This is a genomic window from Geotalea daltonii FRC-32 (genome assembly GCF_000022265.1).
Taxonomy (GTDB): Bacteria; Desulfobacterota; Desulfuromonadia; order Geobacterales; family Geobacteraceae; genus Geotalea; species Geotalea daltonii.
On the sequence record NC_011979.1, the window covers coordinates 1,488,529 to 1,512,446 of the forward strand.

Annotated in this window: 18 protein-coding genes; 12 read left to right on the forward strand and 6 right to left on the reverse strand. The window is 53.4% G+C overall.

Annotated features, from left to right (window positions below; translation table 11 throughout):
* Position 1 precedes the first annotated feature (1 nt).
* Positions 2–823: a phosphate ABC transporter substrate-binding protein gene (locus GEOB_RS06760; protein ID WP_012646445.1), complete on the reverse strand. Its 822-nt coding sequence runs from the start codon at positions 821–823 to the stop codon at positions 2–4.
* Between the two features lie 350 nt (positions 824–1,173).
* On the opposite strand from GEOB_RS06760, the gene GEOB_RS06765 reads away from it, so the two are divergent.
* Positions 1,174–4,392: a molybdopterin-dependent oxidoreductase gene (locus GEOB_RS06765; RefSeq protein ID WP_012646446.1), complete on the forward strand. Its 3,219-nt coding sequence runs from the start codon at positions 1,174–1,176 to the stop codon at positions 4,390–4,392.
* A gap of 34 nt (positions 4,393–4,426) precedes the next feature.
* Here the strand turns inward: GEOB_RS06765 and GEOB_RS06770 are convergent, their stop codons facing one another.
* The 5 genes from GEOB_RS06770 to GEOB_RS06790 are packed head-to-tail and all read right to left on the reverse strand — an operon-like array spanning position 4,427 to position 7,447.
* Entirely contained in the window at positions 4,427–5,011 is a 585-nt protein-coding gene (locus GEOB_RS06770; protein ID WP_012646447.1) for a hypothetical protein, read from the reverse strand.
* On the reverse strand, positions 5,008–5,301 hold the full coding sequence (locus GEOB_RS06775; protein ID WP_012646448.1) for a hypothetical protein: 294 nt from the start codon (positions 5,299–5,301) through the stop codon (positions 5,008–5,010). The genes GEOB_RS06770 and GEOB_RS06775 overlap by 4 nt, the downstream gene beginning before the upstream one ends.
* 16 nt (positions 5,302–5,317) lie before the next feature.
* Positions 5,318–6,100, reverse strand: coding sequence for an acyl-CoA dehydratase activase (locus tag GEOB_RS06780; protein ID WP_012646449.1), 783 nt, complete (start codon positions 6,098–6,100; stop codon positions 5,318–5,320).
* The gene (locus tag GEOB_RS06785) at positions 6,100–7,098 is read right to left on the reverse strand and encodes a 2-hydroxyacyl-CoA dehydratase family protein (RefSeq protein WP_012646450.1); all 999 of its coding nucleotides are present in this window, start codon (positions 7,096–7,098) and stop codon (positions 6,100–6,102) included. Before GEOB_RS06785 ends, GEOB_RS06780 begins: the two co-directional genes overlap by 1 nt.
* 7 nt (positions 7,099–7,105) lie before the next feature.
* On the reverse strand, positions 7,106–7,447 hold the full coding sequence (locus tag GEOB_RS06790; protein WP_012646451.1) for a hypothetical protein: 342 nt from the start codon (positions 7,445–7,447) through the stop codon (positions 7,106–7,108).
* 165 nt (positions 7,448–7,612) lie between these two features.
* On the opposite strand from GEOB_RS06790, the gene murI reads away from it, so the two are divergent.
* The 11 genes from murI to GEOB_RS06845 all read left to right on the forward strand — a co-directional run bounded on the left by murI (position 7,613) and on the right by GEOB_RS06845 (position 23,687).
* Positions 7,613–8,464: a glutamate racemase gene (gene murI, locus GEOB_RS06795; protein ID WP_012646452.1), complete on the forward strand. Its 852-nt coding sequence runs from the start codon at positions 7,613–7,615 to the stop codon at positions 8,462–8,464.
* Positions 8,439–9,008, forward strand: coding sequence for a GerMN domain-containing protein (locus tag GEOB_RS06800; protein ID WP_012646453.1), 570 nt, complete (start codon positions 8,439–8,441; stop codon positions 9,006–9,008). Before murI ends, GEOB_RS06800 begins: the two co-directional genes overlap by 26 nt.
* A gap of 68 nt (positions 9,009–9,076) precedes the next feature.
* Positions 9,077–11,500, forward strand: a complete 2,424-nt coding sequence (locus GEOB_RS06805; protein WP_012646454.1) for a homocysteine S-methyltransferase family protein — start codon at positions 9,077–9,079, stop codon at positions 11,498–11,500.
* A gap of 114 nt (positions 11,501–11,614) precedes the next feature.
* Positions 11,615–11,995, forward strand: coding sequence for a hypothetical protein (locus tag GEOB_RS06810; protein ID WP_012646455.1), 381 nt, complete (start codon positions 11,615–11,617; stop codon positions 11,993–11,995).
* Between the two features lie 27 nt (positions 11,996–12,022).
* Complete coding sequence (locus GEOB_RS06815) at positions 12,023–12,850, forward strand: transketolase (RefSeq protein ID WP_012646456.1); 828 nt, start codon at positions 12,023–12,025, stop codon at positions 12,848–12,850.
* A 37-nt stretch (positions 12,851–12,887) separates the two neighbouring features.
* Complete coding sequence (locus GEOB_RS06820) at positions 12,888–13,826, forward strand: transketolase family protein (protein ID WP_012646457.1); 939 nt, start codon at positions 12,888–12,890, stop codon at positions 13,824–13,826.
* Positions 13,826–14,371, forward strand: a complete 546-nt coding sequence (locus GEOB_RS06825) for a type II secretion system protein (RefSeq protein WP_012646458.1) — start codon at positions 13,826–13,828, stop codon at positions 14,369–14,371. Before GEOB_RS06820 ends, GEOB_RS06825 begins: the two co-directional genes overlap by 1 nt.
* Positions 14,372–14,405: 34 nt before the next feature.
* The gene (locus GEOB_RS06830; protein ID WP_012646459.1) at positions 14,406–15,911 is read left to right on the forward strand and encodes an ATP-binding protein; all 1,506 of its coding nucleotides are present in this window, start codon (positions 14,406–14,408) and stop codon (positions 15,909–15,911) included.
* A gap of 57 nt (positions 15,912–15,968) precedes the next feature.
* Positions 15,969–17,339 (forward strand): sigma-54-dependent transcriptional regulator, encoded by a 1,371-nt coding sequence (locus tag GEOB_RS06835; protein WP_012646460.1) that lies wholly within the window; start codon positions 15,969–15,971, stop codon positions 17,337–17,339.
* Positions 17,340–17,660: 321 nt separating this feature from the next.
* On the forward strand, positions 17,661–20,507 hold the full coding sequence (locus tag GEOB_RS19250; protein ID WP_012646461.1) for an NHL repeat containing protein: 2,847 nt from the start codon (positions 17,661–17,663) through the stop codon (positions 20,505–20,507).
* Positions 20,508–20,792: 285 nt separating this feature from the next.
* A complete protein-coding gene (locus GEOB_RS06845; RefSeq protein ID WP_230199026.1) occupies positions 20,793–23,687 on the forward strand; it encodes a cytochrome c3 family protein in 2,895 nt (964 codons plus the stop codon).
* Positions 23,688–23,918: the final 231 nt, after the last annotated feature.

The window sequence follows — 23,918 nt, forward strand, 5'->3', positions numbered from 1 at the left end:
GTTATTTTACCTTCCGGACCGGGACGAAATTTTTGCCGACAATCGCCTGACCTTCGCTGGAGAGCATAAAGGAAATAAACTCTTTGACTTCCCCTTTTGCAACACCCTTGGTTATCAGGTTAAGGGGCCTGGAGATGAGATAGGCGCCGGAACGGACATTCTTGTCATCGGGGGCGGTGTTGTTGACGGAGATAGGTTTCACCTTTCCCTTGATGTCCCCTGGAAGGGTCGCGTAGAGGCCGAGGCTGACGCTGCAGATGCCATTTTCATCCTTTGCCACTTCAATGATCTGATCGCGGGGAAGGTCGATCTGCTTGAACTTGGCGTGGGGGGCGCCATCCAGGACGTGCTCCTGGAACATTTCGATAGTGGCCCGCTTGCCATCGAGAATTTCCGTATTGGGAACGATGGGTGCATTTTTCCCACCGACTTCCTTCCAGTTTTTGATCTTGCCGGTAAAAATACCCTTGAGCTGTTCCTTGCTGAGGTTTTTGATGGGGTTGTTCTTATGGACGAAGACGGTAACGGCATCATAGCCTATGGTGGTGGAAGAGAGCCTTTCCTTCTTCTCCTCAGGCTTCAGGGGCCTGGATGCTCCGGCCACCATGACCTTGCCCTCGATCAGGGCCTTTACCCCCTTACCCGAACCTGGAATTTCGATGGAGGACAATTTTTTGCCTGTTTTGTTCGCAAAGGCGTCGGCTGCACCGGCATTCAGTATACCGGTGCCGATTGTGGATGAGCCGCTGTAGGTGATATCTGCCAAGGCAAAGGTGGGAAGAATGAAGAGGGCGGAAAGGACCATACAAAACTTTTTCAACATGAAAACCTCCTGAGCATAAAATGGTGCAGATAGTGAAATATATCTATTTCACAGTTGATTCTAATCGTGTTTTCTGCTCGAACAATACTGCTGATGAGCAATAATTGCACCATTTTTATTAAAGTTCACGTTTGCGGATAAATAGCCTATGCTGCAGCTATTTGCGTATTTCCATGGCCGCCAGGGTTACTGCCGGATCACGTAGTTGCAGTGTGGAAATGGGGCAATAACGTATTTTGCTTATCCTGGGCGCAGGCAAAAGTCTTTGGTTGTCTTTATCGGCTTTTTTGCTATCTTAAATCCGGTCCAGGTTGCCATGGGCATCATTAAATCCCAGCCGGAGTACATGCATGAGTGAAGGGAGCAGGAGACATAAAGGGGGCGGCATCACCCGTCGCGAGTTTCTCAGAAACAGCGCCCTGGCCGGTTGCACTGCGCTGGTAGCATCGCAGCTGGAATTTATCCATGGCCTTATTGCCCTGGTCGAGGCGCAGGAACTGACAGAGATGGAGGCCTACGAGCTGATGCGATCCGATCGCACCTTGTTTACCGCCTGCCTTAACTGCAATACCGGATGCGGCCTCAAGGTGAAGATGATCGACGGGGTCATTGTCAAGATCGACGGCAACCCTTACAACCCATTTGCCCTCCATCCCCATCTTCCCATGTCGATGTCGCCATATAAAACCTCTAAGACCGATGGCGCCATCTGCCCCAAAGGTCAGTCTGCCCACCAGGGGGCATATGACCCTTACCGGATTCGCAAGGTTCTGAAACGGGCCGGCAGGCGGGGCGAAGGGAAATGGATTTCCATTCCCTTTGACCAGGCTGTCACTGAGATTGTCAACGGCGGGGTTATCTTCAGCCATGTGCCGGGGGAAGAAAAGCGGCAGATTACCGGTCTCAAGGAACTGCATGCCATGCATGACCCTGCGACATTTGCGGCGATGGCCGGGGATGTGGAGATGATCTGCAAGAAAAGGATGACCGTTGCCGAGTTTAAAGCCAGGCACGCCGAAAACCTGCATCTGCTCATCGATCCCGACCATCCCGATTTCGGGCCGAAGAACAACCAGTTCGTCTATTTCTGGGGGAGGATCAAGGGGGGACGGAGCGATTTCGCCAGGCGCTTTACCGATGCCTTCGGGACGATCAATACCCATGGCCATACCACCGTCTGCCAGGGATCTCTCTACTTTGCCTGCAAAGCCATGAGCGAACAGTACGCCGGCAACGGCTTCAGGGGGGGGCAGAAATTTTATTGGCAGGCGGACCAGGAGCATGCGGAATATATACTCTTTGTGGGCGCTAACCTGTTCGACGCCAACTACGGCCCTCCCAACCGCACGCCACGGATGACGGAACGGCTGGTGACGGGAAAGCTGAAGATGACGGTCATCGACCCGCGCTTCACAAAGCTTGCGGCCAAGGCCCAGCGCTGGGTGCCCATCAGGCCGGGGACAGATGCCGCCTTTGCCATGGGGATGACCCGCTGGATTCTGGAAAACAGACGCTTCGATGCCACCTATCTGGCCAATGCAAACCGGGCGGGGGCGACCAAGGATCAGGAACCGACCTGGAGCAACGCCACCTGGCTGGTGAAAATTGACGATAATGGTGAGCCCGGCGCCTTTCTCCGTGCCTCGGAGATAGGATTGAGGCCGAAAGAGGTGCGTAAGGACAAGGAAGGCAGAAGCTTCGAATTTGAATTCCTGGTGGCGATACGGGACGGGGAGCCGGTTGCCTTCGATCCCAATGATACCCGATTGCGGGTTCGGGGAGAATTATTCGTCGATACCGTGCTCAAAGGGGAGCATGGCCCGGTAAGGGTGAAAAGTTCCCTGCAACTCATGCTTGAGGCGTCACGGGAGCGGACGCTGGCGGAATACGCGGCCGTCTGTGGCATCGAGCCGGGAATAATAGAGGCCGTGGCAAGGGAGTTCACCTCCCACGGCAAGAAAGCCTGTGTAGAGGTTCACCGCGGCGCCGCCCAGCATACCAATGGCTTCTACGCCGTTTCGGCCCTGATGAACTTGAATCTGCTCATGGGCAATTTCGACTGGAAAGGGGGCATGATTGCTCCTGCCACCTTCAACTATGATGGCAGCAGTAATGACAGGCAGCCCTATAATTTGAAAAAGATGTCGCCCAAAACCGGCAAGCCCTTCGGCCTGTCCGTCATCCGCCACGGTACGGCCTATGAAGATTCGACCATCTTTGCCGGCTATCCGGCCAGACGCAACTGGTGGCCCCTTTCTTCCGACATTTACCAGGAAATTCTTCCCTCCATCGCCGACGCCTATCCATACCCGATCAAGGCCCTGTTCTCCTACATGGGGAGCCCATCCTATGCCCTTCCCGCCGGAGATGCGGGCATTGCCGCCCTGACCGATCTGGAGCGGGTGCCACTCTATTTTGCCAGCGACATTACCATCGGCAGCACCAGCATGTATGCCGACTATGTTTTTCCAGACCTTCACTTTCTGGAACGATGGGAATTCCAGGGCTCTCACCCCAATATGCCGGTAAAGGTGCAGCCGGTCCGGCATCCCGTGATCGTCTCCCCCAATGAGGTGGTCAAGGTATTCGGTGAAGACCAGCCCATCTCCTTTGAGACCCTCTGGCTGGCCCTGGCGGAAAAACTCGAACTCCCCGGCTTCGGCAAGGACGGCTTTGCCACCGGACTTGACTTGAAAACGCCGGAGCAGTTCTATTGGCGCATGGTGGCGAATTTGGCCTATGACGGCAGTGTCCCGGTCGCCGATGCCGGTTCTGAAGAGGTGGGGCTTTTCTATGAGAGCCACAGGCACCTTCCCACCAGCGTTTTGAGGATCGATCAGACCGGAGACCTGGATACGGTGCAGTTGAGCAAGGCAATCCATATCCTCAACCGGGGTGGCCGCTTCGATACCCAGGAATCTGCCTATGACGGCGATTATGCAGCGAACAGGTACGGTCGTCTCATCAACCTTTACCAGGAAAAGACGGCGCTGGTTAAGGATGCCTTTACCGGCAGGCATTTCCATGGCCTGCCAGGGTACCAGCCGGTGGCCGACACCCTGGACAGGGCGCCGGTGGCCATTTCAAAGGGCCATGACCTCCACCTTATCACCCAGAAGGACATCAGGATGACCAAGAGCAGGACGGTCAGTAACCAGTATCTGACCGGACTCTTTCCGGAAAATGCCATTATGGTCAATGCCGCCGACGGCAAAAGACTGGGACTGAAACAGGGCCAGAAGGTCAAGGTGGTCTCTGCCACCAACCCGAGCGGGGAGTGGGTTCTGGGCAACGGCGTGAAAAAACCGATAATCGGGCGGGTGCAGCTGACCGAGACCATCCGCCCAGGCGTCATAACCTTTACCCACGGCCACGGTCTCTGGGCAAGCGGTGCCACCGACATGGTAATTGACGGCATATTCATCAAGGGGGATCCCCGCCGGGCCGGGGGTGTCAATGCCAACGCCGCCATGTGGCTTGATCCCCATCTGAAGAACACCTGCATGATCGACAAGGTTGGGGGGAGCGTGTCATTCTATGATACGAAGGTCAGATTGGTAATGGTTTAGCAGGGTTCGCAACAGGAGGCATAATTAATGCCGGTCAGGCAGGATCGACTTTCATGCGGGGTGCGGCAAATTTACGGCCGACGATGGCAGAATGGCGCAGGCGCAGTTCGTCCATGCCCCCTTCCAGAAATGCCAGAAGTGATTTTTCTTCCAGCCCATGGATATGGGTATCGACCAATTTTCCCATCAGGGCGTTGTACTTCTTCGTTGAACTGCCGTGGGCGAAATTCCTGCCGGGGAAGCGGCGGAGGTCGCCATTGAAAAGCGGCGAGACGTGGTAGAGCTCGTGGAAGACGGTGATCAGCTTTTCCCGCAGGGGCAGGTTGAGAAAGCGCGGGACGAGAAAATAGATGAGGTAGAGAATCTGGGTGCCGCCATACTCCACCTCAGGCATGGTGCAGGTGAAGGTGCGCCGGCCGCGCCTGGCGGTGGTGGTCCTGGCTCCCCCTTCGAAGCGTAAGGGGTGGATCTTGGCATAGGTGCCGTGGATGCCGCCATTGCGGGTGGTCGAGATGCAGACGAGGAGCTGTTGCGGGTCGATGTGGCTGAATTCAGGCACCAGCCGGACGATGCCCCCGATCAGTCGCTCCAGCTCCCCGGTCAGGTTGAGGGTGGTCATTTTCCGGCTTTTTGCAGCTTGTGGCAAAACAGGCAGCGCATGGGGCCATCCTTCGGCTTCACTGGATGCTTTGGCGGAAAGGAGATTCCTCCCTGCTCGTTGTGGCAGGCCGGGCAACCCTTGTCGGCCTCCATCTTGCTGCCGGTCTTGGCTACGATCTCATAGAACGGCTTGTGTGTGTCATCCAGGGGAACCTTCTTTGTTTTCTCTTCGCCGGAAATGGCGATGAAGATGATGGCGACGATACCGATCAGGCCGATGAACAACCAGTCTTTTTTGCCTATTTTCATATGGGTCTCCGTTTTTTCATTTTTCTATGGCGGCACAGCCGATGGCGCCGTTATGCTGGGGATGGGGTGGGACGATGACGGTACTTCCCATCTCCTTCTCCAGTAGTTTCACAAGAGCCGTGTTCAGGGCGACGCCCCCCGTCAGGACCAGGTTTTCGGCCGGAAATCTTTTCAGCATGGGGATGACCCTCTTCACCAGGGTCTGGTTGACCCCGGCGCAGAGCTGTTCCACGGGAAAGCCGCGCAGGATCTGGCCAATCAGTTCCGACTCGCCGAATATGCCGCAGGTTGCATCCAGCGGTACCGGCTCTTCCCAGTGGGAGGAAAGCTCTTCGAGGCTCACCTCCAGAATGGCGGCCATATTTTCCAGATAACGGCCGCTGCTGGCGGCACACTTGTCGTTCATGACGAAATCGGCCAGTTTGCCTCCGGTGACCAGGGCAACCTTGGTGTCCTGCCCTCCCATGTCGAGCATGGTGAAGTTCTTCAGCCCGGTCTGCTTCAGGGCGCCGGCAACATGGGCACGGATCTCCGAAATGACCTTGGCGCCCCGCATGGACAAGGTGTTGCGGCCATAACCGGTAACGGTCACCGCTGCCGTCGCCAGTTCTTCTGGCGAGAAAAGTTCACTGGCTTTCAGGTCGAGCAGGAGCTCTTCTCCTTCGAGCCTGCCGAAGCGTTTGTAGAAGGTGACCGTATCCCGGTCCGCCAGCCTGGATACAATGCCGTCGACGAGCAGGGCGAATTTGGCCTTTCTGCTTCCCAGGTCGATGCCGATTCTGCTGCTACGGACAGCCATCAATCCTCCGCCATTGCCTGTTTGTCGGCAAGCATCTCGACGAAGCCTTCCAGCCTGATCCTGGTCCGGGCATCCAGCCGCGCCGGCTTGTCCCCTTCCAGGGTGAGGATGGGCAAGGACAGCTTCTTGCGTATGACCATGTCTTCTATCTGGCGGAAACAGAAGGACTGGACATAATGGATGACGCCGTCCACCTGCCGTTGGGCGATTTCCAGCTGGATGTCGGCAATGCGGTGAAAAATGTCGTAGGGATAGGTATAGCGGCAATACTGGTCCACGAGGTCTTCGACGTCGTAGGGCATGGCGTACTGCCGTTGCGTTTCATTGAAGACGACCCGCGCCCCGAGCGTTTCCATGAATGGGTAAAGCTCGCTGAGGATCGGCGGCACCCCCAGGTAGGCGAGTCTTATCTGTCTGCCGAAACTTCGTCGGGCTGCTGCCTCCCCAAGAAAGGCGTCCACTTCCCTCTCGAAGGCTTCAGGGGCACTGTTGAAATCGGAAGTACAGACCTGGAAGTAGTGATTCTCCTCGCCGGTAACCTTGTTTTCCTGCCAAGTGAGACGGTCTATCTCCCTGACCTTCCGCCGGATGGCATCGAGACGCTCTTTTGCCGAATTGACCTCAGTCCATCCCACACCGAAGTGGTCCATCAGCTTTTCCATCTCTGCCTTTAGGGTTTGCGGGTTACGGTCGATTGGATAGGCAAAGGGGACGACCCGGATGCCGGCCATGGAGAGGACCTCCATAAGGGCTTTTGTATAACTGCAGTCTCCCTCGGTGACGGCAATCATTTCGTCAATGCCGCTTTCCAGGACGGTGGCGTAAATTCCCTTGATCCAGCCGCAGACATTGCGCGGGAAACCGGCAACTTCGGCCTCTTCAATGAGCTGGCCGCTCCTGTCGCTGGTAATGAAGATATTGTTGAGGTCTACCGGGATTTTTCCTGCAGCTACCAGGATTTCTACGGGTATGGTTGTGGTAAAACCGACTCGGGACAAGGACAGGCTACTCCGTCTTGATGAAAATGAAGTAAATGAGTGCTCCACCGATGGCCAGTCCGCCGAAGGCGAAGGGGAGAGTGGAGCTGAGGGTGAGCTCGTTGCCGCTGTCGGCAGGGAGCGTGAAGCGGACCAGGAGCATGATGGAGATGGCGGCAAAGAGGGAGGCGAGGACGAATTTGGAACGCTTGATCACTGCATAAAAGGCGAGTACCAGGAAGAAGCCGATGATCCAGGGATTCTCCATGGCATTTTTCATGGTCAAGTTCTGAATGAAATGAACGATATTGCCGGTTTCGAAGGGAGAGAGGGTTTCCACCGTCTTGTTGAGCAGTTCCTGTTTTTCCATAGGGTCTCCAATGGTGACAGATTACCCGGAATACATAACAGATTTTCTTGGAAAATTAAAGATTTATTGTATTCATAAAGTAAAGCAAATGCCTTGACAATGGGGGTATGGCTAAAATACTATTAAACGTTTTCATTCATGATAACGGCGGTTTCGGGAGAAAAAGTGGCTTGGAAAGCTATCGGCGTATTTGATTCGGGTGTAGGAGGACTGACGGTCCTCAAAGAAATCATGAAGGTCCTTCCCCAGGAAGACACAATTTACCTCGGTGATACGGCCCGCGTTCCCTATGGGACCAAATCCCCGGAGACCGTTGTCCGTTACTCGCGCCAGATCACCTCTTTTCTCGTCAGCCGCGACATCAAAATGCTGGTCGTTGCCTGCAATACTGCTTCTGCCGTATCCCTGACCGCATTGAAAAAAGAGTTTTCCATTCCCATTGTCGGGGTGATCGAGCCTGGCGCCCGGCGTGCCGCCGCCGTTACCCGCAGCGGCAAGGTAGGGGTTATCGGTACGGCAGGAACTATCAAAAGCAGCGCCTATGCCAAGGCGATCAAGCGCATCAATCCCGGGATAGAGGTGGTGACCAGGGCCTGTCCGCTGTTCGTACCGCTGGCCGAAGAGGGGTGGATCGATAACGAAATTGCCCGGCTAACCGCACAAACCTATCTCAAGGGGCTTAAAGAAGAGTCTGTCGACACCCTGGTCCTTGGCTGCACCCATTATCCCATTCTCAAGGGGATCATTGCCGAGGTCATGGGCGATGGGGTCACGCTTGTGGACTCTGCCGAGGAAACCGCCTTTACCGTGGCTGAGATACTGGGCAAAAAGTCGCTGCTGCGTCCTACCTCTGAAAAGGGCAACCACCATTTCTTTGTTACCGATGTTCCGGCCGGATTCATCCGCGTTGGCAGCCGCTTTCTCGGCGAACGCCTTGGCGATGTATATCAAGTGAACCTGGACGATGAAGCCCATGAAGAGGAGCAGGCCGGTGAAGACAAACAGACAGCCCCGTAAAGGGATGAGGTTCATTATCATCGCCTTCCTGGTTTTCGCCGCAATTGTCGGCGCTCTGGTGGCGAAAAAATATCACATCAGCACAAGACCTCAGGTGCCCCCTCCGGCGGAACAAGCCGGGACTATCCTGGTAACGCTGTTCTTTGCCGATGAAAGTGGGGACGGCTTGGTGCGGGAAGGGCGCGAAATAGAGGCAGGCTCCGATCCTGCCGAGTCCATAGAGGCTGTTGTCGGTGAGCTGATCAGTGGCCCTGTGGGAGACCATGGACCGGTTTTGCCGGACAGTACCCAGGTGCGCAAGGTTGAAGTACGGGGAGACCAGGTGACCGTGGATTTCGGCAGGGAATTTTACGACGATCTGCCTGCCGGAAGCTCAGCCGAGATGACGGCCATTTATGCCGTCATCGACACCATTGCCGTCAATTTCCCCCAGGTGAAAAAAGTGCTCTTTCTCAAGGAAGGCCAGCAGGTGGAAACCGCAAAGGGGCACCTGGACCTGCGCCAATCCCTTTCCCCCGACTTCAGCCTGGAAAAAAAACAGTGATGGGGCCGGACCGGTACCATGATCGCTGACGGTTTATGCAAATACATTACATTCGAGAGGGTATATCAATGAAACAGCCTTTCTTGCAGTCCATAAAAGACCGGGTGCTGGTGCTGGACGGAGCCATGGGGACCATGCTTCAGCAGCGGGGGCTCAAGGCTGGGCAATCGCCTGAAGAGCTGAATCTTACCCTGCCGGAGGTGGTGGCAGGGGTTCACCAGGAATATCTTGATGCCGGTGCCGACATCATCGTCACCAATACTTTCGGCGGCAGCAGGGAAAAGCTCTCCCATTACGGGCTTGAGGGCAAACTGGCAGAAATCAATGCCAGGGGGGTGGAAATTGCCCGCCAGGTTGCCGGGGCCCGGGCGTACGTAGCTGCCTCCATGGGGCCTACCGGCAAGTTTGTGGAACCGGTAGGTGATATGACCTTCGACCGGATGGCCGCCCAGTTTCGCGAGCAGGCTGAGGCCCTGGTGGGAGCCGGCGCCGATCTCATCACCCTGGAGACTTTCCTGGACATCAAGGAGATTCGTGCTGCGATCATCGCCATCCGGGAGGTTTCGGCCGAAATACCCATCATTGCCATGCTTACCTTCGATGATAAGGGCCGCACCGTCCTGGGTACGCCCCCCGAGGCTGCCGCCATAACCCTGGAGGCGGTGGGTGCCGACATCATCGGCTCCAATTGCGGCCTGGGTGTTGAGGGCATCTATGAAATCCTCTCTGCCATGCGCCGTGTTACCAGCCTCCCCCTGATCTCGCAGGCCAATGCAGGGCTGCCGGTGCTGAAGGAAGGAAAGACCATTTTCCCGGCCACGCCTGACGAAATGACAGCCTACCATGACCGGATGCTCCAACTGGGGGTGCGGATCATCGGTGGCTGCTGCGGTACAACTCCCGCCCACATCGGTGCCATGAAGGATGCTCTGGCGGGAAAGAATCAGTCTCTGCCGGACATTGCTTCCTCAGGGGGAACTACCTGGCTTTCCAGCCGCGGCGGCCATGCTGCCCTCGGCAACGGCCGGCCAGTCGCCATCATCGGCGAGCGGATCAATCCAACCGGCAAGAAAGCGTTTGCTGCCGAGTTGCGGGAGGGGAAGGTTTCTTACATCCGCCGCGAAGCCATGGAGCAGGTGGTTGCCGGGGCGACACTGCTTGATGTCAATGTTGGCGCGCCCGGTATCGACGAACCGGCGGCTATGGAACAGGCCGTTTTCTGCGCCGCGGGGGCTGCCTCCGTTCCGCTGGTCCTTGACTCCTCCAACCCGGAAGCGCTGGAGCGGGGCCTCAAGTCCGCCGACGGCAAGGTGCTGATAAATTCCGTCAATGGCGAAGAGAAGAGCCTGGGGCGCATCCTGCCGTTGGCGAAAAAATATGGTGCGGCTGTTATCGGTCTCACCCTCGATGAGAACGGTATTCCCGAAACTGCCGAAGCCCGGACCGCCATTGCGGCAAAGATAGCCAACAGAGCAGTTTCACTGGGGATCAGGAGAAACGATGTGATCATCGACTGTCTGACGCTGGCTGTCAGCGCCGAGCAGAAACGGGCCTTGGAGACCCTTGAAGCCATCCGCCGGGTCAAGGGACAACTCGGGCTCAGTACGGTGCTCGGCGTGAGCAATATCTCCTTTGGCCTGCCGTGCCGGCCCCTGATATCCTCGGCCTTTTTCGCCATGGCCATGGAGGCCGGTCTCGATGCCGCTATTATCAACCCGAAGGAACAGGCAATGATGGACGTCTGGCGTTCAGTAATGGTGCTTCTCAACAGGGATGCCAATGCTGCCACCTATATCGATGCCTATAAAGGAGCAGTTGCGGCAAGCGCCGGGCAGGTTGAGGCCGCCCCCCAGGACATTCGAGGTATTCTGGCCAGGGCGGTCATTGACGGCGATGTGGAAAATATCGTCGTCCACGTGGAGGCTGCCCTTGCCCAGGGTTTAAGCCCGCTGGAGATCAGCAACAATGGCTTATTGCCGGGGTTGGAGGAGGTAGGGCGCCGTTTTGAGAAGAACATTGTCTTTCTTCCCCAGGTAATGCTCTCTGCGGAGACCATGAAGACCGCTTTTTCCCGGCTGAAGCAGGAAATGCAGGGGATGAAGCTCGAGAGCTCGGGCAGGATACTCATGGCTACCGTGGAAGGGGATATCCATGACATCGGCAAGAATATTGTCTGCACCCTCCTTGAAAACCACGGTTTTGAAGTCATCGACCTGGGCAAGAATGTTCCTGCGGCACGCATCGTCGCCGAAGCCAAGGCCCATGATGTGGATGCGGTCGGCCTTTCCGCCCTGATGACCACGACCATGTCCGAAATGGAGACCGTTGTGCAGCAATTGCGGACGGCGGGAGTGAAAACCTTCACCATGGTGGGAGGGGCTGTCCTGACCCAGGATTACGCCATTGAAATCGGTGCGGATATTTATGCCAAGGATGCCATGGAGGCCGTGTCAAAGATCAAGGCGATAATTGGGAAAATCAAGCGGAGCTGAAAGGCTTTTCTGAACGATAAACCATTGAGATAAACGCTGTTTTTTACTTGTTGCAACTCTCTGTTGCGTGTGGTAGTTTGACAACTTGTACGTCATTTGGCGGAGAGCGAAAAAATGGTAGGCGGCTTCAACCATAACATCAAATACAAAGGGGAGATTTTCCATGTCCAGACCGAGGACAGCGGCATAGCCAACCCCCACATCATTACCCTCCTTTACCGGGGCGGCACTATTCTCGCCTCAATCAAGACCAGCTACGCAGATATCATCAAGGTGGACAACCTGGAACAGGTGGTTGAAGACCTGATGAAGGAGCAGCACAAGGACATGATGCGCCGGCTGAAGTCGGCCGAGTTCGACCAGCGCATCTTCAATAAATCTCCGGATAATGCCGCTCCTGCCCCAGTGCCTGAAAAAAAACCGGCTGCCAATGGGGCTGGCACACAAAGTCTTGATGAAATCATCCTTGATTATCTCATTACCGACGATGACTAGCCAATTACCTGAAAGGAAGAGCTTTACGTGAACGATCGCAAAACACAACTGGAAGAACAGGCCAGGCAACTCCGCATTTCCATTGTCAGGGCACTGCACAGATCCCAATCCGGCCACACCGGCGGATCCCTGTCAGCCATCGACATGGTCACAGCCCTTTATTTTTACAAGATGCGCCACAATCCCGCCGAGCCGACCTGGCAGGGGAGGGACCGTTTCGTCCTCAGCAAGGGGCATGCTGCTCCTGCCCTCTATGCGGCGCTTTCCGAAGCGGGGTATTTCCCGAAAGAGGATATGATGACGCTGCGCCGCCTTGGCAGCCACCTGCAGGGGCACCCGGACAGCAAGGGGACTCCCGGAGTGGACGTGTGCACCGGTTCCCTGGGACAGGGCTTGTCAATGGCTAACGGTATGGCCCTTGGCCTTAAAGCCGATGGCAAGGACAACAGGGTCTATGCCATCCTCGGCGACGGTGAATTGCAGGAGGGGCAGGTATGGGAAGCGGCAATGGCTGCGGCCCATTACAAGCTGGACAACCTCTGTGCCATGGTCGACGCCAATAACCTGCAGATCGACGGCGAGGTGAGCCGGGTGATGAACGTTGCCCCGATCACCGACAAATTTCGGGCTTTCGGCTGGCATGTGCTCGATATCGACGGCCATGACATGGGGGCAATCATGGAGGCCCTCGATGCTGCCGAAACGGTCAAGGGACAGCCGACGGTAATTGTTGCCCGCACGGTAAAAGGAAAAGGGGTGTCCTTTTTCGAAAACAAGGCTTCCTATCATGGCGTTCCTCCCAGTGACGAAGAACTGCCGCGGGCGCTGGAATGTCTTGGCAGCTTCTGCGAATAAAGCTTGGATCATAAAAATAGATGAGGGGATTTTGCATATGAGTAAGATGATTGCCACCAGGGATGCATACGGTGAGGTTCTTGCGGAACTGGGCGAGGAAAATAAAGATATAGTTGCCCTGGATGCTGATCTTTCCGGTTCGACAAAAACCGGGGTGTTTGCCAAGAAGTTTCCGGAGCGATTCTTCAATATGGGCATTGCCGAAGCGAACATGGTCGGAACGGCAGCAGGCCTGGCTGCGGTGGGAAAAATTCCATTTCTTTCCACCTTTGCCATCTTTGCTGCCGGTCGTGGCTGGGAGCAGATTCGCCAGTCAGCCGCTTATCCGAAGGCCAATGTCAAGGTCGTTGCCACCCACGGCGGCGTTACGGTTGGTGAGGACGGCGGATCCCATCAGTCCATCGAGGACATCGCCATCATGCGTGCCATTCCCAATATGACAGTGGTAGTCCCTGCCGACGGAGTTGAGACCAAAGGGGCAATCCGGGCGGCAGCCGCTGCCAAAGGGCCTTTCTACATCAGGCTCGGCCGCAACAAGGTTCAGACCATTTTCCCTGAAGACCATGTTTTCCAGATCGGCAAAGGGAGTGAACTTGCCTCGGGCAGCGACATGACCTTCATCACGACCGGCCTCATGACCGCCCAGGCGCTGGCCGCTGCTGAACAGCTGAAGAAAGAGGGAGTCTCCGCCCGTGTCGTCCACATTGGCACCGTAAAGCCACTTGACCGGGAGATCGTTATCAAGGCTGCCCGGGAAACCGGTGCCATTGTCACCGCCGAAGAGCACTCCATCATCGGCGGACTGGGGGGAGCCGTTGCCGAACTGCTGGCGGAGACCTGCCCGACACCGGTGAAGCGGGTAGGCATCAATGACCGTTTCGGCACCTCCGGCAAGGCGGAAGAACTGCTCAAATACTTCGGCCTTATGCCCGAAGATCTTGTGGAAGCAGCAAAGGAAGTACTCGCGAGGAAATAATGTTCCTGCACCCGCTCAAATCTTCTGCCGGATTCACCTACCTTGCCGCCCTGATGATCGTCATCATCATGGGCATCATGCTGGGGGTGGCGGGGCAGTCGTGGAAGATGATCATGGACCGGGAGCGGGAAGCGGAGCTTTTGTGGGTGGGGACGCAATATCGGGAAGCCATGCTGCACTGGCGCAATTTTCGTCACGGCGAGGGGGCAATGCCCTTGGGTGATATCAAGCATCTAGCACAAGATCCTCGATCTCTACAGAATGTTAAGCATCTGCGCAAACTTTACCCTGATCCTATTACCGGAAAAGAGTGGAAAATAATAAAGGATCCCCAAAAGGGTATTCTTGGGATCGCCAGTTCCAGTGATAAGGAACCCATTAAGCAGGCTAATTTCCCTGCAGATTACACCCAGTTCGAAGGGAAAAAGAAATACAGTGAATGGGAGTTCCGGTGGGATGTCATCCCGCCTAAAAAGGCTGCAACAACGACTATCAGCGGCTTACAGACCTCCACATCACCGGTAAAAACATCACCAGGACCTTGATAAACTTTCCTGCCATTGCTTCACAGGAGTCTGATTGATCTTTAAGAGCCTCACCACACGGGTAATAGTCATCTCCATCCTGCTGCTCGTCTTCGGCATCAGCACCTTTGCCTTCGTCACCCTGCGCCGTGAGCAGATGCAGCTGATCAATGCCGCCCGGGAAAGCAGCGAGCTTCTGCTCAACACCATAGAGCGCAGTACCTACAATTCCATGCGCATCGGCAACACGGAAGATGTGCAGACCATCCTAGAGCTTGTAGGGCAGAACCAGAAACTGCTCTCCGTCCGCATATTTCATCCCCACGGCGTTGTCCTCAAATCCTCCCGGCCCAGCGAGGTCGGCAAGCCTGTTGACGACCGGGACTACCAGCTGTTCATCAACAACAGGAAAGACGGCGTTTTTTATCTGGAGGGTCACGGGGAAGTCCTGGGCATGTTGAAGCCCATCTATAACGATGAACCGTGCCACGTCTGCCATGGCCACAAGAGCCGGATCATCGGCCTGCTGAATGTCAATTATTCGCTTGTCGAGACCAGAAAGCGGATCATGGATGCCTCCAAGCTCTTTGTTTTTTCCACCATTGCCATCATATCCTTCCTCTCCCTTGCAATCTCCATGGTTATGGTGAAATTCGTCAAGAAGCCCCTCCATCTCCTGGCGGAAAACATGGCCAGGGTTGAGCAGGGTGATTTGTCGGTGCGGATGAAGCCCGATGGCAAGGATGAGATCGGCCGTCTCATAGTCAGTTTCGATTCCATGGTGGACCGACTCGATACTGCCAAGCAGGAGCTGGATCAATATCATTTCCAGCAGATGGAGAGGGCAGACCGACTGGCTTCCGTCGGCGAAATGGCTGCAGGCATTGCCCACGAGATAAAAAACCCACTGACCGGCATTGCAGCAGCCATAACCATAATAAAAGAGGACTTCGCTCCCTCCGACTCACGCACCACCATTGTCGATGAGGTACTGGAGCAGATCAAGAGGCTCGACAAGACGGTTAACGACCTGTTGTTTTTCGGCAAGCCGGCGCAACCGGAGCCCGCCTTTACCGATATAAATTCAACCATACGGAAAACCCTCAAGTTCGCTTCCCAGCATCGGGGAAGCAAAAATATCGAGAAAAAGCTGGAACTTCAGGAAGATCTGCCACCGGTGTATGTGGACCCGAAACAGATCCAGCAGGTTTTGCTCAACCTGATTCTCAATGCCATGCAGGCAATGCATGACGGCGGAACACTGACCATAAGAAGTGCATTCGAGAAAAAAGAGCAGGACTGGGTTCTTATCATGGTCAAGGATACCGGACAGGGGATTCCTGCCCAGATCCTGGAGAAGATCTTTACGCCGTTTTTTACGACAAAGGCACAGGGGACCGGCCTTGGTCTGGCCATCTGCCATAAGCTCGTGTCGCAGCACAATGGAACCTTGACTGTTTCCAGCGAGGATGGCAAAGGAACCGAATTCATCGTAAGTTTACCGGCCCTCAGTCTGCAGTTTCCTGAAAATCAGGCTTTGGAGACCGCTGCAGCAATATAGCCATACAATTAGATCCAGTCGCTGCTTTTTTACTACTTCTGGAAAAGGGGAATTGCCTTGAGAAAGACAAGAATACTGGTGGTTGATGATGAGCACTTGATCCGTTGGTCACTGGAACAGAATCTGAAAAAGCAGGGTTATGAAGTCTTTACCGCCGGCAATGGTGAAGATGCTCTTCGTCTGGTGCGTGAGGAGCAACCTGAGCTGGTACTGCTTGATATTCAACTGCCCGGCATTGGCGGACTTGAGGTTCTGGAAAAGGTCAAGGAATTCGATGACGAGATAGTAGTCATCATGCTCACGGCCCATGGCGGTCTGGAAACAGCCGTAAACACCATGCGTATGGGCGCCTACGATTATATCAACAAGCCCTTTAACCTGGATGAGCTCTCCATTGTCATAAAGAAGGCGCTGGAAACTTCCGATCTGCGTCGCGAAGTAGTTCAGTTGAGAAGTGAGCACAAAAAGCTGGGTCCCCCAAAGATTATCGGTACCAGCAAGCATATGAAAAATGTTTTGGACATGATGGGCAAGGTTGCCAAGAGTGAAGCATCCACCGTCCTCATTCAGGGTGAATCGGGTACCGGCAAGGAGCTGGTCGCAAAATGGATCCATTATCAGTCCAGCCGTGCAGAAAAACCCTTTGTCGCTATAAATTGTGCGGCCGTCCCGGCAACCCTTCTGGAGAGTGAGCTTTTCGGCCATGAAAAGGGGGCCTTTACCGATGCCAAAACCGCAAAAAAAGGGCTGTTTGAACTTGCCGATGGAGGGACCGTATTTCTCGATGAGATCGGCGATATGGAGATGGGGATGCAGGCAAAGCTCCTCAGATTCCTTGAGGACAGAACCTTCAGGCGCATCGGTGGCGCCAAGGTTATATCTGTCGATGTGCGGATTATTTCAGCGACCAACAAGGAGCTACTCAAGGCCATCGAAGAGAAGTCTTTCCGCAACGACCTCTACTACCGGTTGCAAGTGATCCCTATTTTCCTTCCTGCTTTGAGGGAGAGGAGGGACGATATCATCCAACTTGCCAATTTCTTCATGGAATCCTTCGGCAGGGAATTCAACAAGTCGGTAAAATCCATCTCAAGCATGGCTGAAAAGATGCTCATTGATTATAGCTGGCCAGGCAATATCAGAGAACTTAAAAATGTTATTGAACGGGCTATCATCCTTGGGACCGAGGACACCCTGCTCATCGAAAATCTGCCGCTTGAGATAATTGCGAAAAGTTCCGCATCCACAGTGCCAGTTTCTACGTTCAAACTGCCACCAGAAGGGGTTGATATCGAAGAGGTAGAAAAAGAACTCATAAGGCAATCGCTGGAGATAACCGATTGGAATCAATCAAAGGCCGCCAAAAAACTTAACCTGGGCATAGATGCTTTCAGGTACCGCATGAAGAAATTTGGTTTTTTAAAATAAAATTTTCAACTCTGCCTATTTCCGTGAATTGTGACAAACATAATAATAATGCCTCTTTACATTGAATTTCAGTTTTTGTTCCCTCCCCAATGGGGCTTTGCTTCACAAAGAAAAGCCCCACACATAACTATCTAAATCCTCAAGATATTTTTCTTTAAGTCTCTCAAGGGTCATGTCTGCACCACCGACTATTTAATCGGAAGATAAAATAATCATTGATGCGGGCATCGAAGTTGCATTAATAGCAGCCTAGTAACCCTGCAATCAGACTAGATTCTTAATTTATATTAGAATATCTCCAATAATTACGGAGGCTTTCAGATGATTCACGCAAAGCGCAACCTTACAACATTGCTTGTCGTCTCGCTGCTTGTCGCAGTCATTTCACTGCCGGGAACAATTTCTTTGGCGGCAGCGGTGGCCCCTGTGGCCAAGGCCATGCCTCCTGTCAGGGATGGGATGATGACGCCTGCGAGGATCGTTGTCGAATCTTCCGGCAACAATTACTATGTCACTGACCCTAGGGCCGGGGCTGTTTTGAAGTACAATCTTTATGGCCATCTGGTGCAGACCATAAAAACAACTGGTATTCCTCTTGGTATTGCCTTCGCGGGTAGTGATCTGCTGGTTACCTGCGGTAACTATGTTTCCGTTGTCAATCCCGGTACCGGCGCCGAGATCAGGCGTATTGGCGAACCAGGGGTTATCGCTAAAGCGACTGGTGTCGCTGTCGATAGCCTTGGCTCCACATACGTTGCTGATGCTGCAAAGCATCAGGTTCACGTCTTTGCTGCTTCCGGTGTGTATGTGCGCTCGTTTGGCGGCCTGGGCAAGGCGGCCGGCTTTTTTCAGTATCCAGCTGGCCTTGCATACGACAAAGACCTCAACCGACTTGCTGTTGCAGACTCTATGAACGGCAGGGTTCAGCTTTTCGATGTGAATCCTTCTAGCCCCACTTATCTAACCAATGTGAAAACTATTGGCCTTGGTACCTTGCGTGATCAGCCTTTGGATTTTGTTGCTCCCCAAGGCGTCAGCTTTGAATATGATAAAGCTGGAAAGTTGAAAAGGATGTATGTGGTTGATACCTGGAAAAGCGGAATTCAGGTCATCGATCCACTGGACGGGGTGAATGGTAGATATCTGTCTCTCGTTGGAGCTGGCGCAATCTCTGCTGGCTCCTATATCTACGGTATGCTGAATGGGGTTCAGGATTGGCAATTCCTGCTTCCCTCGGATGCTGCATTTGATCCAGTCTATAGCAGGCTTCTGGTACCTTCGGCCAACAGCAGTATTCAGATTATCGGTATTGACGGCGGCATGACCCCCTCTGACAATAACCCGATCTATCTCAATATTGATGCATCCCCACTGAACACGAATTCTCCGAACTATGCAATTAGTGGAACGGTTAAACCTGGCTCTCAAATCAAGATAACGACAAATACCGGTGCCATTGCCGGTCTGGTCGAGCCGGTAGGTCAGGTTTGGAATGCTACCATCACCGGTTTGGCGTTGGGTGTCAATAAGATCACTGTCCTGGCAACCGATGTAACGGGCAAAGAGTTGTCCAAAGAGATAAGTGTTCTGTACACCCTCAATGCTCCGTCACTTACCGTAACAACGGCCACTGGTACAGTGGTCAACGGTCTTTCTACGGCTTTGTCCGGCACCGTGGACGCCGATTGCACGGTAAATATAATAAATAATACTACGGGAATTACAAGCACGGCGGTTGTGACAGGAACATCGTGGAATGGAACGGTAACCCTTTCCAATAACGCCGCCAACAATTTCACGGTAACGGCAAGTAAACCCGGTAGCAACACTGCCTCTACAAGTGTGACGATTATAAGTGATACGACTGCACCTTCTCTGAATATATCCGCTCTTCCCGATAACAGCTACAGCAGTGGCACAATGACTCAGAATATTTCGGGATACGTGCAGGATGCAAATCCCTCTACCGTATCGGTTTCTGTGAATGGTGGTGCTGCGGCCATTTATTCGACACCGTTGCCCGCAGCCTCCTTCAGCGCTTCGGTCACTCTTCAGCAGGGTGCCAATACCATAACCGTTCAAGCGACTGACCTTGCGGGTAATACGTCTTTCGTCAACACCAGGACGATCAGCTACCAGCCGACCAGGCCTGTATTGACCCTGGGTGCTGCAACCCCTGCCGATAACTCCTTTACAAATTCAGCTACTGTCTCCGTCAGCGGTACGGTAACACCTGTCAATTCTGTCGTTACCATCACCAATAACGGCGTGGCTGTCGCCGGGGTCACTAACGATGCCGCCGGCAATTGGTCGGCGCCAGTCACGGGCCTGCCTCTGGTGAACGGTCAAAACGTCATAGTGATTAGTGCAAATGCCGGTGCTGGTGATGCCAGTCTGAAGCGTACTGTCACCCTTGATACAACCGTGCCTGGTCTGGCAATTACATCGCCTGCAGCGGACATTTCCATCAATGATCCCAGTATTGAAATAGCCGGTACGGTTTCGGCTGACGCAGGCGGTTACCCGACATTGACCGCCATGGTAAATTCAACTCCGGTCACCCCGACCTTGACCAATGGAACTTTTGTCTTGTACCCGGGTGCTTATCTTGCCGAAGGTCCTAACACCATCACGGTGACTGCGACTGATTCAGCTAACAATCCCCCTGTTATCCAGGTGCGCAATATCAATTACGACATAACGCCGCCTGCTCTTACTCTTGGTTCAACATATGCCGGTTACCCCAAGACCATAAGCGGTACAGTTGAAAGCCAAGCCAGTATCACCGTTAAAGATGGAGCTACGTCCTTCCCCGTAGTCGTTACTGCTGGCCAGTGGACTGCCAATCTGTCTTCGGCAAGTTACAGCAGGGATACCCTCCAGATTAAAGCAACTGATGCCGCAGGCAATATAAGTGTGATTACGGGTCTGAGTTCTTCCTATACCAAACCCTCCGGCGACTTAAATGCTGATAGTCTTGTCAATACGGTAGATGTGCAACTGGCGCTGGATTTTGCTTACGGGCGCAAGGTGCCTACACAGGAACAGCTATTGCAAGGCGATATCGGACCACTTCTGAATGGGTTTGCTAATCCAAACGGCGTCATAGATTTGTCGGATGCAATCCTTATTCGCAAAAAAGCAGTTGATAGCACTTTTACCTGGTAACCTCGGACACGGTAATCAGAAACTACGTATATAAATGCTTTCAGGAGCGTAAACATGAATGGACCAATTAAAAATGCTCTGCTGACACTGATCTTGGTCACAATTGTGACAATAACAGCGCAGGCGCAATACTTGCCACCTTCGCATGATTTCGGCCAACAGAGTTGCGGTGCCTGTCATGCGACTGGTACTGATATTACCAATGCTGCTAATAATAATGTCTGTATGATATGTCACAAGGTCGGTAGTGCTTCTACCACGAACAAGCAGTTCTTTGTGGGAGATATGGCCAATCCATTTGGGACGACTATCGAAAGCAACGAGAATGGCAGTTATTCACACAGTTCTCACGAGTGGTCTGCAACCGACGATAACCCGGCAGCAGGGGCTCTACCACCTGTTAATCCTGTCATGAATACCATTAATTCCTACAACGGTAGCTTGAGTTGTAACCGTTGCCATGGAATACACGCGCCATCACCGCTTCCTCACCTGCTCAGGCAGTCCATGAACAACGATGAGCTCTGTCTCGATTGTCATCGTCTTAGGAACACAAACTCTCACATATACGGCTCACATCCTGTAAACATGGACTACAACGCCGTTGCTTCAAGCAAACCCACTAAATATGCAGCTTCGCCGGTTAATAGTAACCCTGCCAACCCAACATCCGATATGAAATTGGCTAACGGCAAAGTCGTATGTACAACTTGTCACAATGCTCACTTCACCGACTCCAGCAGCAAGACCCTTGATAACTTTTCAACGGCAATGGTAAACGGGCTTGCCCCCTCCAAAGGTTACTTGCTGCGGACAGATTACCGGTACGTGAACTATACTACGCTGGACAGCCCCAATATCTGTACCAACTGCCACACAAGTAAGCATGAACATAATGGCGGCAACCAGAGGGTGCGTTGTACTGACTGTCACAGTGGCCACGTGGATTACGATCCCTTCGCAACTGACCCCGCGACAATGGTACCAAACGTTTATATGGTCAAACGTTATATGAACTGGTCATCGGCCACGGGCTGGAAGGATAACAAGAAGCTAACCACGCCCAAGCAGACGCTGTTCCAGGATGCATCTGCCCAGAGACTCTACAAAAGGGCGGATGGCAAGGGTGTCTGCCAGAGTTGTCATGAGGTGCCACCTTGGAAAGCAATTGCTCCGAGTGGCAATCCTTACCCAGAGGCACATGATATTGTCAATGCCGTTGCAGCTGATTGTAATCGCTGCCACAGCCACGACAGCCGGTGGAGTTTCGCCGCCTCCTGTTTAGAATGCCATGGTCAACCGCCCACCGCCACCACTGCCGCAGCCGGTTATCAAGGCAATGAAGCTGTTTCAGCCCATACCAAGCATTCCAACAATTACAGCTTCAAGTGTCTTGAGTGTCACTATGACGGTGCCTCTCTCGCACTGCATGACAAAGGCAATTACCAGGATGTCTACCACCGTCCCGACTATGTAGACGCCGATGCTGTGGCCTCAAAGTTTGGATCTCTCCCTTCCTACAGTACAAGCGCCAATAAATGTTCTACCGTTTACTGCCACAGTAATGGCGCACCCAAGCTTGCATTCAAAACCTACTCAATAGCATACAAAACGACGCCCAATTGGTTTGGCGAGCAAACAACATGTAATTCCTGTCATGAGGCAGCACCGACAACAAATGCCCATGGCGCCCACCTTGCTAAAAATTATACCTGCCAAAACTGCCATGCCGCCACTGCCAGCGGTTCAGGTGCAATAATCGACAAAACTAAACATGCCGACGGCAATAAACAGCTGGAGTTTGCATCAGTGGGGCTGTCCTTTGCCCTTAATGGAAACTCCTGCTCGACGATATACTGCCACAGTGATGGGTCTGGTAATTATTCCGCCCCCACTTGGACTGATTCGTCAACCGGCCAGTGCGGAACCTGCCACGGCACAACCGACAGAACCAGCGGTGCCCATCAGGCGCACCTGTCTCAGACAACACTCTATGGGCCAAAACTCACACAATTCGACACAGTGGTTGCCTGTAACAAATGTCATGGCCCCGACTACACAACCAAGCATCTTAACGGTACGACAGTAGATGTCAGCTCCTCAACCTGTTCGGCCTCATGCCATGCCAACGGCATCGGCTCTGCCTCCTGGGTAACCGGAAGAACCGGCATTACCTGTGAAAGCTGTCATACGGGCACCCTGTCCAATGTGAACGGTGCGACTGCACCCGATAAGTCTTTCGCAGCCAGCCGGGGCCATAACATGAACTCCAGCAGCACCGGCGTCATCATGAACTACAACTGTACCTCGTGCCATGATGCTAATGCCAAGCACATCGACCCTGCTGCTCACGACACCAGGTTGTTGCCGGCCTACACGGGTGCACTTAACAATGAGTGTAACGCTTGTCACAACACCGCAACGGTGCCTACGGAGAGCAAAAAGGACATGCTCACGCACGTTATTGATCTTGTAGGCACTCCGAGTGCTTGTAACGTCTGCCATGATCCCCATGGTTCTGCTAACCGGAACATGATTAGGGCGAAAATTGTGGCGCGTGATGGTTTTAACAATATAACCTGCAACATTTCTTACAAGAACAGCACTTCGTTGGTCTCAACAGTTAAGGTTGGTAACCTGTATACGGGCCTTTGCCAGGTCTGCCATACTTCGACCAAGTTCTACAAAAACAACACTGAGGAAACCAATCATTACTCGACCGGTTGTTTCGACTGCCACAAACATAAGGCTGCTGATAAGACCTATGCATTCGAGCCTGGCGGTGGTGGTTGCAATGGTTGTCATGGCTACCCACCTGTTCAGACAATGCAGGCGAATTACGGTACTCTTGGTAATTACTCAGGTGCTCGTCTTCAAAACTACTCCGGTGGTGGCGGCGCCCACGATGTGCCTGGTCACATTGCTGCCAACTCTCGTCCTTCACAAGGCTGGACAAACTGTCTCACTTGCCATTACGGGTCAAGCCAGCACATGAAGGGTGACTATACAAAACCATCCACCATTAATGTCACCGTTGATCCGAAATACAAATTCGATTCCAAACTGCCGATTACTTACTCCGGCAACCAGAATAATGATCGCAGCCTCTACCAATCCGGTACATGCTCCAATGTCAGCTGCCACTTCCAGGCGTCACCGAAGTGGAGTAGCGAAAAGTAATTGTGACGTTTTGCCAGAGTTAATTGGATAGATAAATATTATGTCAAAGGGAGGGTTCCCACCCTCCCTATTGAGGATGTCAGTATGAGATTACAATCGTTTTCAGTTATATTTAAGGAGTCAAGTATGAAGACATGTCACAGCGCAGGATACTTCAAACAACTGATTCTATTCTTGCTGTTGTCCTTAATGACTGTATTTGTCTTTACGGGGAATGCGCTGGCACTGACT